The 13025-nt window shown below is 64.1% G+C and carries 9 protein-coding genes; all 9 read left to right on the forward strand.

Annotated elements, in window-relative coordinates; translation table 11 throughout:
• Nucleotides 1–21 precede the first annotated feature (21 nt).
• Genes AC1DZQ_RS13975 through AC1DZQ_RS14015 form a run of 9 tightly spaced genes read left to right on the forward strand, consistent with a single transcriptional unit; the run spans nucleotide 22 to nucleotide 13022 of the window.
• Nucleotides 22–1239 (forward strand): glycosyltransferase family 4 protein, encoded by a 1218-nt coding sequence (locus tag AC1DZQ_RS13975; RefSeq protein ID WP_476964094.1) that lies wholly within the window; start codon nucleotides 22–24, stop codon nucleotides 1237–1239.
• A complete protein-coding gene (locus tag AC1DZQ_RS13980; RefSeq protein WP_476964095.1) occupies nucleotides 1236–2975 on the forward strand; it encodes a glycosyltransferase family 4 protein in 1740 nt (579 codons plus the stop codon). The genes AC1DZQ_RS13975 and AC1DZQ_RS13980 overlap by 4 nt, the downstream gene beginning before the upstream one ends.
• Entirely contained in the window at nucleotides 2972–3865 is an 894-nt protein-coding gene (locus tag AC1DZQ_RS13985; RefSeq protein WP_476964096.1) for an ABC transporter permease, read from the forward strand. Before AC1DZQ_RS13980 ends, AC1DZQ_RS13985 begins: the two co-directional genes overlap by 4 nt.
• Nucleotides 3852–4742: an ABC transporter ATP-binding protein gene (locus tag AC1DZQ_RS13990; RefSeq protein WP_476964097.1), complete on the forward strand. Its 891-nt coding sequence runs from the start codon at nucleotides 3852–3854 to the stop codon at nucleotides 4740–4742. The genes AC1DZQ_RS13985 and AC1DZQ_RS13990 overlap by 14 nt, the downstream gene beginning before the upstream one ends.
• Before the next feature lie 3 nt (nucleotides 4743–4745).
• On the forward strand, nucleotides 4746–6668 hold the full coding sequence (locus AC1DZQ_RS13995) for a glycosyltransferase family protein (RefSeq protein ID WP_476964098.1): 1923 nt from the start codon (nucleotides 4746–4748) through the stop codon (nucleotides 6666–6668).
• Nucleotides 6669–6675: 7 nt separating this feature from the next.
• Complete coding sequence (wecC, locus tag AC1DZQ_RS14000; RefSeq protein ID WP_476964099.1) at nucleotides 6676–7986, forward strand: UDP-N-acetyl-D-mannosamine dehydrogenase; 1311 nt, start codon at nucleotides 6676–6678, stop codon at nucleotides 7984–7986.
• Nucleotides 7987–7999: 13 nt separating this feature from the next.
• A complete protein-coding gene (locus AC1DZQ_RS14005) occupies nucleotides 8000–8815 on the forward strand; it encodes a hypothetical protein (protein WP_476964100.1) in 816 nt (271 codons plus the stop codon).
• Nucleotides 8816–8819: 4 nt separating this feature from the next.
• Nucleotides 8820–10742 (forward strand): glycosyltransferase family 2 protein, encoded by a 1923-nt coding sequence (locus tag AC1DZQ_RS14010; RefSeq protein ID WP_476964101.1) that lies wholly within the window; start codon nucleotides 8820–8822, stop codon nucleotides 10740–10742.
• A gap of 12 nt (nucleotides 10743–10754) precedes the next feature.
• Nucleotides 10755–13022 carry a glycosyltransferase family 2 protein gene (locus AC1DZQ_RS14015; RefSeq protein ID WP_476964102.1) on the forward strand — a complete coding sequence of 756 codons (2268 nt, stop codon included), beginning with the start codon at nucleotides 10755–10757 and terminating at the stop codon, nucleotides 13020–13022.
• Nucleotides 13023–13025 lie beyond the last annotated feature (3 nt).

Genomic DNA, 13025 nt, shown 5'->3' on the forward strand with positions numbered 1-13025 from the left:
GAGTCGATTGCGCAAAGGTCCGTGAGCGACAGCCTACGGATCACGCTGATTACGCACTCCTACTGGCCTGAACAGAGCCCCCCGCAGCGGCGCTGGACCGCCATGATCAAGGAGTTCACCCACTCAGGCTGGGACGTCGACGTCGTGACCCCGGTGGCGCACTATCCCTTCGGCCGGCGGGCGCTCCCGCGCTGGATGGCTGGAAGGCCATTCCGGATGCGCAACGGCCAGTTCACCGAAAAGATTCTCCACGTCCCCTATCTGCGCCACGGCAACTCCCGTGCCGCGCGACTGCTGGACCAGTGTTTTTCGGCCGCTTTGTCGATCCCCGCCGGAATGCTGGTCCGCAGGCCCGACGTCGTGATTGTCACGGCCCCCGGCCTGCCCTCGCTTGCTGCCGGCTATGCCGTGGCCAAATTGCGACACGTCCCCCTGATCGTGGAAATGCGGGATGCCTGGCCGGACCTGGCCCGCGACGCCCGCCTGGTCCAAGGCAGTGTCAAAAGCGTTGTGGAACATGTGGTGGACTTCGTCCAGCACCGGGCGGACCTCGTGGTCACAGTGACGGACGGATTCGCGGCCACGCTGCGGGCGCGCGGAGTCCGCAACGTGGCGACCGTCAGCAATGGAGTGCACCTGGACGCCATTCCGGTGGTGGGGCCGCCTGAACCGGAACGGGACACATTCGAGGCCCTGTACCTGGGGAACCACGGCGAGAGTCAAAAGCTCGACGTCGCCATCCGCGCAAGCGCCCTCGTGGGGGATTCCATGCACCTGCACATGGTGGGCCACGGGACGCAGAGGCCTGCGCTGGAGAAGCTGGCACGTGAGTTGAAGGCTCCTGTCACCTTCCACCCGCCCCTGACCGGGGACGCCATGCTGGAACGCTACACGTCGGCTGACACCTGCATCGTCTCCTTGCGGGACGACTGGAAATCCTTCGAGACCACCGTGCCGTCCAAGACCTATGAAGTTTTGGCGATCGGCCGGCACATCACCGCTGTGGTGAAGGGAGAAGCGGCGCGGATCGTCTCGGACGCCGAGGCCGGCGACATCGTGGCAAGCGATCCGGAAGAGCTGGCCGCGTTGTGGCGCGAACTGGCAGCCGACCGCGGTCGTCTGGTCCGCAACGGCGACAGCCGCCAGTGGGTCAAAGCTAACGCCGAGTATGAGCAGCTCGCCGGCCGCTACATGGAACTCATCACCGAACTGCTCGCGGAAGCCCGCCCTAGCCGATGATGCAACTCCTCAACAACGTCCGGCTGGCCCAGGGCGTTGTCCGACAGCACCTGACTGACGATCCCGTCATTCTATTCCTGCAGATTTCGCGCAGGCTGCCCTCGGCCGTGCTTCCGTTCGCCAAGCGCCTGTGCAAGCTTGCGCCGAAGAACTCCACCTCCGCGGCCGTGTTGTTCGCGGCACTCGCCGCCGGTGACGGCGCCGACGTCGAACGGCGGCTCCTCATCGCTGCCGACGGAACAGTCGAGGGCGAGCGGGCGCGGCGCTTGGCCGACGTCGCCCTTGCAGCGAACCTCCCTGCGGTGTCGGATGCCTTGCTGGCCAAGGCAGGCACGGCACAGCGCGTGAATCAGGCCCGGGCACGGCGCCTGTGGTACGACGGGCACGTCAGCGAAGCCATTGCGGCTCTGGACGGCTCGGGAGCCGCGGGACGGCGGCAACAGGCCCGCCTGGCAGCCGAGGCGGCGACCCTGGCCGACGCATCGCCGTCGCTGGAGCGCCGGCCCTTCGCACCGGTTCCCGGCCGGATCCTACATTTGCTGACGAACTCACTTCCCCATACCGCCAGCGGCTACGCCCAGCGCTCCCACTCCACACTGCTGGCGCAGCAGGCTGCCGGATGGGACGTGCTGGCGGTCACCAGGATGGGCTACCCCGTGCAGGTGGGCAAGCTCCTCGCCAAGAACACGGACACCGTGGACGGGATCCGGTACCAGCGGCTCCTGCCGGCCAAGATGGCCCAAACCCTTGACGCCCGGCTGCAGCAACAGGCGGAGGAACTGCTCGCCGTGGCACTGGAATTCAAGCCGAGCGTGCTCCACACCACCACGCACTACGTCAACGGACTCGTGGTACGGGCCGTGGCGGAGGCCCTCGGGATTCCCTGGGTATACGAGGTCCGCGGCCAACTGGCAGACACCTGGGCCTCCACCCGCGGGGTCGAGGCGCGCAACAGTGAGAAATACCGGCTGTTCCAGAACCGGGAAGCGGAAGTCATGCAGGACGCCGACCTCGTCCTAACCCTCGGGATGGCCATGAAGGCCAACATCGTCGCTGCCGGAATCGCCGCCAGCAAAGTCGTCATTGCCCCCAACGCCGTTGGCGGAAACTTCCTCGCCGAGCCCCTGGACAAGGCCAGCGCCCGGCGCGAGCTCGGCCTCCCAGAAGACGCACAATTTATCGGCACCGTGAGCAGCTTGGTACCCTATGAAGGGATCGAGGACCTCCTCGCCGCCTTTGTGGGGCTTGCCGGGGACCTTCCTCAGCTCCGTCTCCTGGTAGTAGGTGACGGTTCCTCGATGCCAGCGCTGCAGATTCAGGCGCAGCGAAGCGGGTATGCAGACCGCATTCTCTTCACAGGCCGCGTGCCCCGGAGTCAGACGGCCTTGTACCATCAAGCACTGGATGTATTCGTTGTGCCGCGCAAGGACTTGGAGGTGACGCGTTCCGTGACACCACTCAAGCCCGTGGAGGCCATGGCGTGCGCCCGGCCCGTAGTGGCCAGCGACTTGCCGGCATTGGCGGAAATCGTCGAGGACCGGGTGACCGGCCTCCTGGCAGAGGCGGGGAACCCCGCCTCGCTAGCCGACGCGATCCGCGAACTGCTCACGGATCCACAGCTCGCGGCGGAGTTCGGCGCTGCAGGCAGGGAACGTGTGTTGCAGGACAGAACGTGGGCCGCCAACGCGGTTGCCCTGGCAAGAGAGTTGGAAATGCTGGGAGTAACTATCAGATGAGCATCCAGGAAAAAACGGAAGCGGAGCAGACAAAGGTGCCCACGGTCTCTGTGCCCGTGAACCTTGTCCGGTTGACCAAGGTGGGGCAGCGGCCTGACTTCCTGGACTATCTGGTCCAACTGTGGGATCGTCGGAGTTTCATCTTCTTCGACGCCCGCTCACGGGTTCAGAGCGGGAACGACAAGACCCATCTGGGTACCGCGTGGCTCGTGCTGACTCCGGTACTAAACGGCCTTAGTTTCTACCTGATCTTTGGCGTGCTCCTTGGCACCGGCAAGGGAATTGATAACTTCATCGGCTACGTTCTCATTGGCACATTTACGTTCCAGATGAGCACCCGTTCCATCCTGGGCGGAGCCAAGTCGCTCACCAGTAACACGTCAATGATCCGGGCCTTCCAGTTTCCCCGCGCGTCACTGCCCATCGCCGTCAACGTGCGGGAGCTCCTCTCCAACATTCCCGTGACTATCGTCATGTTGCTCTTCGTGATTTTCACGGCACCGGCCGAGGAAATCACGTGGCGGTGGCTGCTGATCGTTCCGGCTATCCTGCTGCAATTCCTGTTCAATCTGGGCATCGGCATGCTGCTTGCACCGGTGCTGCTCAAGATCCCGGACCTGAGCCACCTGCTCAATTTCGTAGTTCGTTTCTTGATGTACGTCTCGGCGGTCTTTTTTGCCGAGAGCCGGTTCGGCAAGTACCCCGTCATGCGCACCATCATGGATTTCAACCCGATTTTCCAGGTCATTAAAATCATTCGTGATTCGGTCCTTTACGACACAACGCCAGCCTGGCGGGCGTGGGAGGTCTTGGCTCTGTGGGCGTTGGGATCTGTCGCCGCCGGACTCTTTGTCTTCTGGCGCGGAGAGGAAAGCTATGGACGTGTCTGATGTAGCCGGCGGCCCCATCGTGGAGCCAACAGTGGTGGTGGACGACATTTCGGTCGTCTACCGGACCAAGAACCAGACGCCTGGCCGCACCAATGCCCGGACCTCTATTGTGAAGAGCCTCAGGAGCCGGCGCCTCGGTGACACGGCAGTCAAGACCAAGGCGTTGAACAAGATCTCCTTCGTCGCCAACCAGGGTGACTCCATCGGCATTATTGGCCGCAACGGCTCTGGCAAGAGCACCCTGATGAAGGTCCTCGCCGGGCTCATCATCCCGGACACCGGCACCGTCTATGCCTCGAGCAACCCCATCCTGCTGGGCGTCAACGCAGCGCTGATCAGCTCCATTTCGGGCGCCCAGAATATTCGGCTCGGCTGCCTGGCCATGGGCATGAGCCACGCACAAATCGATGCCAAGTTCGATGACATTGTGGAGATGTCCGGGCTGGAGCACGAGGTCTACCACCCAATGAACTCCTATTCCTCGGGCATGGGCGCGCGCCTCCGCTTTGCCATCGCCGCGGCCGTGGACCCCGAGATCCTGCTCATCGATGAAGCCCTCAACACCGGCGATGCCCAGTTCAAAGACCGCTCCAAGGCACGGATGGAGCACGTGACCAACCAGGCCGGAACCGTGTTCGTGGTCAGTCACAGCCTCGGGACCATTACGGGCATGTGCAACCGCGCCATCTGGATCGACAAGGGCGATTTCATCATGGACGGAACCCCCGACGACGTAGCCAAGGAATACCGGAACTTCATTTGGCGCATGAACGAGGGCAACGCCGACTACGGCCGCCAGATCCGGGCCGAGCTGATGGCAAGCCTGCCCGAAATGCGGACCACGCTGCTCCCCAATGGCTGGAAGCGGTCCAGGTAGGCGATGAGTTTTCGAAACAAGACGGCGTACTGGCGCCGCGCGCTGTGGCACGCCCGCCAGGGCGGCATGGGGCAGGTCAGGAGCTACCTGCACCGCAGCACGGCCGAGCGTGACGAGGCCAGCCTTGCAGGCGTCCGCGGTGCGGAAGGCGCCTGGCGGGGCTTGGGACGCGGCCGGCACCTGATCTTCCGGGAAGCGGCTGTTGACGTTGCGCAGCCGCGGAATCCGCACCTGCGCGTCGGTATCATCATGGATGACTTTTCCGCCGCGGCGTTCGCCGCCGAGTGGACCGTCGTGGCGCTACGGCCGGACAGCTGGGCCCAGCAGCTGCGCGACGAGGCGCTGGACTTCGTCGTCGTCGAATCCGCGTGGGCGGGCAACGCCGGGCTCTGGCGGGGCAAAATCACGGGCCCGGCGGGGCCTTCGGCGGCCTTCACCGAGCTCGTTGACGGATGTCGGGCAGCCGGACTCCCGGCAGTCTTCTGGAACAAGGAAGACCCGCCGCACTACGAGGATTTCCTGCCCGCCGCGAAACTGTTCGACTATGTCTTCACGACCGATGCCAACATGCTTCCCCGCTACCGGGCCGACCTGGGCCATGACCGGATTTCCGTGCTGCCTTTCGCCGCGCAGCCCCGCATCCACAATCCGGTCAGGCCCCGGCACGGCTGGCACGCCCGCGAGATCGCCTTCGCCGGAATGTATTTCGCGCACAAGTATGAGGACCGCCGGCGCCAGATGGAGTTCCTGCTCGGAGCAGCCGTGGACGCGACGGCGGGCAAGCGCCCCGGATTCGAAATCTTTTCGCGCCAGCTCGGCCGGCAGCCGCAGTATCAGTTCCCCGGAATCCTTAAGAAGCACGTTGTGGGGTCGCTGTCCTACAAGCAGATGCTGACCGCCTACAAGGCGTACAAAGTCTTCCTCAACGTAAATTCGGTCACGGACTCGCCGTCGATGTGCGCCCGGCGGATTTTCGAGATCACCGCGGCCGGCTCCTGTGTTGTCTCCACACCCAGTGCGGCCATCACGGAGTTCTTCCCGGGCAATGAAATTCCCACGGCAGAGAACCGGGACGACGCCGCGCACCTGCTGAAGGCGCTGACGGCCAACCCGGACTATGCACAGCGCCTCGTCCACAAGGCCCAGCGCAGAATCTGGACGAAGCACACCTTCAGCCACCGGGCAGAGTCCATCGCGGCAGCGGCGCGGCCGGCGCTGGCCGCCGCGGCACCGCGGTTCCAGATTTCGGTTCTCGTTTCAACTTTCCGGCCGCAGCAGCTGGAGCATGTCATTGCCGGCGTGGCCGCCCAGCAGGACGTGGATGTCCAGTTGGTCTACCTGGCGCACGGGTTTGAGATCGACCAAGCCGCGTTCCGCCGGAAATGCCTGGAAGCGGGGATTCTCGACGTCGTGGTACTAGAGGAGCCGCAGCAGACGCTGCTCGGTGAGTGCCTTAATTCCCTCGTGGCGCACGCCGACGGCCGGTTCGCCACCAAATGGGACGACGACGACATCTACAGCCCCCTGTATCTGGGCGACCAGGTCCACGCCATGATGTATTCCGAGGCCGAGGTAGTGGGAAAGCGGGCGCACTACATGCATCTTGCCGGAGCCGGTGCTACGATCCTGCGCAACCCGCAGCTGGAACACCGGTACGTCGAAGCAGTCTCCGGACCTACCATTTTCGCCGCCACCGACACCTTCCGGCGCTTTCCGTTTGAACCGCTGCAACGTGGAGAGGACTCGCGCTTCCTTAGCGACGTCATCGAGTCGGGCGCCCGGATCTATTCGGCGGACCGCTTTAATTACTGCCAAATGCGGGGCGCCGATGTGTCTTCGCACACCTGGCCGATCACCAATGAAGAGCTTCTGGCTTCTTCAAAGATTCAGTTCTTCGGTTCGCCCGAAGACCACATTTTAGTTTAGGGGAGACATGGACGAGACGATTTATGATGTTGCCGTCATCGGACTTGGCTATATCGGCCTGCCCACCGCGGCCAGCTTTGCCGCCAAAGGCAAACTCGTGGCGGGCGTCGATGTGAAACAGGCGACCGTTGACGCCGTCAACCGGGGAGAGGTTCCCTTTGTGGAACCCGATATGGGCGTGGTTGTCTCAGGCGCAGTCAGCCTGGGCAACCTCGTCGCCATGTCCACCGTGCCTGCGGCCGACGCGTTCATCATTGCTGTGCCCACCCCGCTTGCGGAGGGCAACGGCGCCGACCTCTCCTACCTTCGTAGCGCCGTAGAGGCCCTCGCGCCCAAGCTCCGCGGCGGCGAACTCGTGGTTTTGGAATCGACATCGCCTCCCGGCACCACGGAACGCCTCGGTGCCTACCTGTTGGAACTGCGCCCGGACCTGTCACTCGATGCGGCTCCCGGACGGAACCAGGTGCACATCGTGCACTCCCCGGAGCGCGTTTTGCCGGGCCGGATCATGGTCGAAATGGTCACGAACGACCGTGTGATCGGAGGGCTGACCGAGGAAGGTGCCCAGCTGGCCAAGCGGCTGTACGAGGTCATCTGCCAGGGCGAGATCCTGCTGACCGATGCCACCACCGCTGAGATGACCAAGCTGGTGGAAAACACGTTCCGTGACGTCAACATCGCCTTCGCCAACGAGCTATCGCTGATTTGCGACAATCTGGGCATCGACGTCTGGAAGCTGATCGAGCTCGCGAACCACCACCCCCGCGTCAACGTTCTTCGCCCCGGCCCCGGCGTCGGAGGCCACTGCATCGCCGTGGATCCCTGGTTCATTGTGGACGCCGTCCCGGAGCACTCCGGCCTGATCCGGACGGCCCGCGAAGTCAACGACGCCAAGCCGCACCACGTAGTCCGGCGGGCTGTGGAGGCACTTGCAGACCAGCCTGGGGCCACCGTGGCGGTCCTCGGCCTGGCCTTCAAGGCCAACATCGACGACGTCCGCGAGTCGCCGTCGGTGACGATCGTCCAGGAACTGGTCCGGCAGTTGCCGGAGAGCACGGTTCTGGTGGTCGACCCGAACGTCGAGGAGCTCCCCACGGCGCTGGCAGCTTCCGGCCTCTCACGGCTCCACAGCATGGAGGAAGCTGTAGCCTCCGCAGACCTCGTGATGCTTCTGGTGGACCATGATGAATTCCTGGCCCTCGACCTGCTGTCCCTGGAGGGAAAACAGGTCATCGACACCAAGGGCATTTGGCACCAGCACGAGCTCGCGGACTCCGGCCGGCCGCACACGCCTGTAGGGGCAAGAGTAGGTGGATAGGGGAAGCCACGCCGTGTCAGCGTCCATTGAAGAAGAGCTGCGCAATGCCGGCTTTGCCCTCAAGGCCCTGCACACGCCTCGGCGGCAGACCCCTCTCGTCCGGATCCTGATCCGGGCCGCAAAGGCTACGGATTTGGAGATTGCCGGGACCGTCGCCTCGCTTTTCGGCTCCGCTTGCCAGGACTTCGCCGTCGACATTCTTGTGGAGAACGGCAGCCGGCCCAAGCTGGAGGAGTGGCTGGCCACCGACCACCGCTTTTCGTTTCTCCGGACGGACAAACAGCAGATTGCCGGAGCTGCCTACACGCTTGTGCTCAGCGCGGGAACGGCCCTGGGCCTGCACTCGCTGGAGGCGATGATCGACAGCCTGCGGCAGACGCAGGCACTGGTCCTCAGGGCCCTGGTGGACGGACAACCCGGCGCGATCGAACTGTGGCAGACAGCCACTCTTCGGGAGCTGCGGGAAGCCGGCGACCCCGAAAAGTCCGCGCGCAGCGCCGGCGGTGAACGATGGGTCTCCGGCAGCGCCCTGGGCCTGCACGATTTCCGGCGGCCCAAGCCCAAACTGCACCTGCGCAAGGGCGCGGCGGCAACCCTCGACCTGAATATCGTGGTCCGGGACCTGGCGGACGGCGCCACGCGCCTGGACTATGAGCAGAAGATTCGGCTGCTCGAGGCCCGGCTGAAGAAGTCCGAAGTCGAGCGCCGCCGCCTGGAGCAGGGGCTCGCCCCCAACCGCGGCATCTCCCGCGCCCGGGCAATTGCCCGCAAGGGCCCGGCCTACATCCTTGGCCGGCTCAAGGCCCGCACAGGCCGGGCGGGGAGCTAGCAGGATGCAGATCAAGAGCGTCGGGGTCGGTTCCGCCAACCTTCCCATGGCTCAGCTGGCCTTGGACCTTGGGCTGGACTACGCCCGCACGGACTGGGAGCACCGGAATCCCCGCAGCGGGTCCGACTGGGAGCACGGCGTTCCCGCCGAGCAGTTGTGGTGGGACAGCTACGTTGTGCAGGTGGAGTCGCTGGCCGAGGCCCGGACGCTGCTTCCCCTGTTTCGCAGCGAAGGACGGGCGCAACGCTTCGTACTAGTCGTCCGGGGACTCTTCCCGGCCGCCGATTTGCCGGCCTGGACCCCGCGCAGTCTCCAATTCAAAGCTGGCACTTCCGCAATGACCGTTCCGGGGCTTGGCCTTGCGGTGGTGGTTGAAGGCGGCAAATGGGTGAATGTGCATGCTGCAGCTCTCGCCGCCCTTGGCTGCTGCTCGCCCGCCGGGCCGCAGCCGGCGCTGGGCGGACTGAGGGTCGGCTTCACCGAACCCGCCGCCAGCGCTTGGCTCGCCGGAGACGCGCTGGGCAGCTTCATGACCGAACAGCTCCTGCGCCCCGAGCCGGATGACATCTATTCCGTGGACGTGCTGATTGGGCGCAGCGAGCTCACGCAGCAGCTTAGCGAGCAAATCGCCGATCACCCCGGACGCGTGATCCCGCCGGTCTGGACTCCGCCGGGGACCGCACTGCCCCCGGTTGATACCGCCGTCGTCTCACCCATGGGGTTCCTGCCGTACCCGGACAAGCCGGCGCGCGTGCTAGAGCCCGGGGAGCTCGGCAGCGGAGGAGACCTCAGCGAAGCCGACCTCGCAGCCCTGCGGCCGCACGGCTACCTTGAAGTTGATGGCGGCCTCTTCAGCGGCCTGGACTGGCAGTTGGCGCGGCGCCTGAGCCAACTGGCAACCGCGGGCGTGCCGTTGCTGGCCCGGGCGTTGCCTGCCCAGGTGCGGTCCTTGCTCGGTGAGCAGCTGGTGAACCGCATCCAGGCGTTCGACGCCGGTGACGCGCCGGTGGTGCGGGAATCGAAGTCGATCGAGCTTCGACGGACAGCCCTGGACCTTTACAGCCCGAAGGCCGTCTGGAACACCCTGTTGGGCCAGCTCGGCAAGCCGCTGCTTCCCGTGCCTTCCGTGAGTGTGGTTCTGGCAACCCGCCGGCCCGAGAAGCTGGCGTCGGCCCTGGAACAGCTGGCCCGCCAGAGCTGGGAAGCCTTGGAAGTAGTGGTGGTGCTGCACGGCTTCGATGCCGACCTGCCGGAGGCCCGGCGCGCCGTTGAGGCGTTTCCCGGCGAGCTGCAGGTGCGCACCGTTCCGGCCGACATGAATTTTGGCGACGTGCTGAACGCCGGTGTGCGCGCCGCCAGCGGCGATCTCGTCTGCAAGATGGACGACGACGACTGGTACGGCCCGCACCACTTGCGGGACCTAGTTCATGCAAAGGACTTCAGCGGGGCCACCCTGGTGGGGGCGCAGGTTGAATTCGTATACCTGGAAAGCCTGGACATCACCACGCGCAGGCCTCCGCTCGGTGAGCAGTACTCCGACCACGTTGCCGGCGGCACCATGATGCTCGGCCGTGACGAGCTGCGTCAGCTGGGAGGATGGCGGCCTGTTCATCGCGCCGTTGACCGCTGCCTCCTGCAGGCTGTCCAGGCCGCCGGGGGACTCATCTACCGCTCCCACGGCCAGAATTACATGATGCAACGCCACTCCGGGGCGGATTCGCATGGCGGCCACACCTGGAATCCGGACGACAGCATCTTCCTGCAGAGCGTGGCCGAGCAGTGGGACGGGTTCCAGCCGCCGCCACAGATCGGCGCCGTTCCGAGCAACCCGGGCGGAACGAGGCTCGAGGACATGCGCAGCCACTTCGCCCGGATGCCGGCTCCAATCCCGTCGCAATCCGCCCGTACTACTCATTTGCATATCTAGAAGGCTCAGGGAATGAAATTTCAACAAGCTCTCCGCAGAATTGCGCGCCTGTCCCCGAAGAAAAAGGCGGCCGCCGCCGCCTTCGCCGTCCTCTTCGCCTCGCTAGTGGTGGCTGCCTACGCACGCGACCCGTGGTTCCTGGGCCTGATGGTGCTGGTCTTCGCGGCCGCGCTTGCCGTCGGCGCGCTGTATGTTGACCGCCTGCTGAAGGCGTCCAGGCGGGCCACCAAACGGGCCGAGAGTGTCCATCCCCGTCATCTGGAAGCGCAGAAGAGGCCGGGCGCGCTAGCGTGGTGGGGCAGGAAGTCCAATATCCCCAATGCCAGACTGGTCCAGCGGCTCACAAAGCTCCGGTCTGTGGACGGCCGCGATGCCTTGGTCAGCTCGGTGACATCGGGCAGGTGGAGCTGGAAGGACATGGCCGCCGGCTTGGAGATGTATAGGATCGGCGGAAAGTCCCGCGATCGCGTACTGCAGGTCTTAAACTCCGCGCACCGGTCAGCACTGCTTCAACTGGCCGATCTGTGCTATCGGCAGAACATCCTCAAAGATGACATTCTCAATGCATCGACACTATATACATTTGTCTATCAGCGGCTCGGCGCTGAACCGTTCCAGAGCAAGCGACGCGGTGAGTTCTTTCTTGACTCACTGGCCCGAACAGGGCAAGGCGCCGAGGTCATACGACTCCAAGGTCTCTATGACGCGGCAGAGATGAACGCCAACGATTTGCATCTGTATCGGGCTAATGCCGCCAATCCTTTCAAGGATGAATCCGCAGACCCCGATGGCTGGCTCCGTGAGTTCAATGCGATGTACGAGAACGCCGGGCTCGCTCAGTTGACGCTGACAGAGGGATCCGAACCTGCTTTCCTGCGGCTCAAGTCCGAACCCGCGAAACCAGTTACCGAGGGACCACTCGTCACCGTGATCATGCCGGTGTACCGACCGGACGAGTTCACCGACCTGGCCATCAGTTCAGCCATCGACCAGAGCTATCAAAACATTGAAATCATCATCGTCGATGACGGCTCCGGCGGCGACGCCGCCGACCGCCTCAATAAGTGGGCCGCGAAAGACAGCCGCATCAAGGTTGTCCTGAATGAGCAGAATTCGGGAGCTTACACGTCCCGCAACATTGGCTACTCGATGGCCAACGGGGAGTTCCTGACAATTTTCGACGGTGACGACTGGCAGCACCCACAGAAGATCGAACTGCTCGTCCGGACCGCCGAGAAACAGTCCGATCGGCGGCTCATCTCCGCGCCGTGGACCCGCGCGGACGAGGACCTCTTCTTCCATTACCGTGGTTGGCGCGGCGCCTTTATCACCCCAGCGCACGTCTCCACGATGTTCCATGTCGGGACCATCAGGGAGCGGTTGGGTCATTGGGACTCTGTCCGCAAGGCGGCGGATACGGAGTTCATCCTCCGGTACCAGGCCCTGGTACAAAGCGAGGAACCGTTGGAAGTGTCCGAGGCGCCCCTGACACTGTCTCTGGTCAACAGTTCAAATCTCTCGATTGACGACTTCCGCCTGGGCTACCGGTCGCCGGACAGGGTGGCTTACCGGGACTCCTACGAGCACTGGCATAAGAAGATCGAAGCTGGCGAACACTCCGGTCACCTGGACTTCCCGCAGACGCAGCGCGCGTTTCCCGCGCCACTCCGGTTCCTGCCGGATTCACAGCAAAGCCTGGAACTTGATATCCTGTTCGTCGGCGACTTTGGCGATGAATCGGGACCATCAGAGCTCATGTTCGGCCACCTGAGTGCGGCCAACGAGCAGGGGCTCCGGATTGGTCTCATGCATTTTCCGAGCCTGCTCCATGCAGACGCTATCGACAAGTCGTTTTCGGCGGAGCTGCTGGAGGCATTTTCTGACGGGCGGCTGCACCGCGTCGAGATCACCGACAACGTGACTTGCGCGGTGGTAAACGTCTACGATCCGACGGCATTCCAATACAGCCGCGAGCTCCGCAGCGGCCACGAGGCCGGCCAGGTGGAAATCTGGGCGAGCGAACCGCCGTATATCCACGAGTCTGATGAACATAAGTACGACGTCGGAGCTGTCGAGCGCAATGCGATGGCTGTGTTCGGTACTCCGGTTCACTGGACCGCCTCGGACCCGACGACTGAACGAGTCCTTTCGCAAACCCGGCACGGCTGGCCGACAAGCAGTGACGAGAACGCGGACCCCTCGCCGGCAAGGACTGCTGACAACCAACCTGACGAGTTTTCCCACGAACTAACAAGCTCAACCGTGGGCCCCTCGAGTTAGGAG

It is taken from the genome of Arthrobacter sp. P1_C12_2, assembly GCF_056406415.1.

Excerpts from the sequence above, each read along its gene's own strand:
- AC1DZQ_RS13980 (WP_476964095.1), top strand. The coding sequence starts at position 1,236 with ATGATGCAACTCCTCAACAACGTCCGGCTGGCCCAGGGCGTTGTCCGA.
- AC1DZQ_RS13985 (WP_476964096.1), top strand. The coding sequence starts at position 2,972 with ATGAGCATCCAGGAAAAAACGGAAGCGGAGCAGACAAAGGTGCCCACG.
- AC1DZQ_RS13990 (WP_476964097.1), top strand. The coding sequence starts at position 3,852 with ATGGACGTGTCTGATGTAGCCGGCGGCCCCATCGTGGAGCCAACAGTG.
- AC1DZQ_RS13995 (WP_476964098.1), top strand. The coding sequence starts at position 4,746 with ATGAGTTTTCGAAACAAGACGGCGTACTGGCGCCGCGCGCTGTGGCAC.
- wecC (WP_476964099.1), top strand. The coding sequence starts at position 6,676 with ATGGACGAGACGATTTATGATGTTGCCGTCATCGGACTTGGCTATATC.
- AC1DZQ_RS14010 (WP_476964101.1), top strand. The coding sequence starts at position 8,820 with ATGCAGATCAAGAGCGTCGGGGTCGGTTCCGCCAACCTTCCCATGGCT.
- AC1DZQ_RS14015 (WP_476964102.1), top strand. The coding sequence starts at position 10,755 with ATGAAATTTCAACAAGCTCTCCGCAGAATTGCGCGCCTGTCCCCGAAG.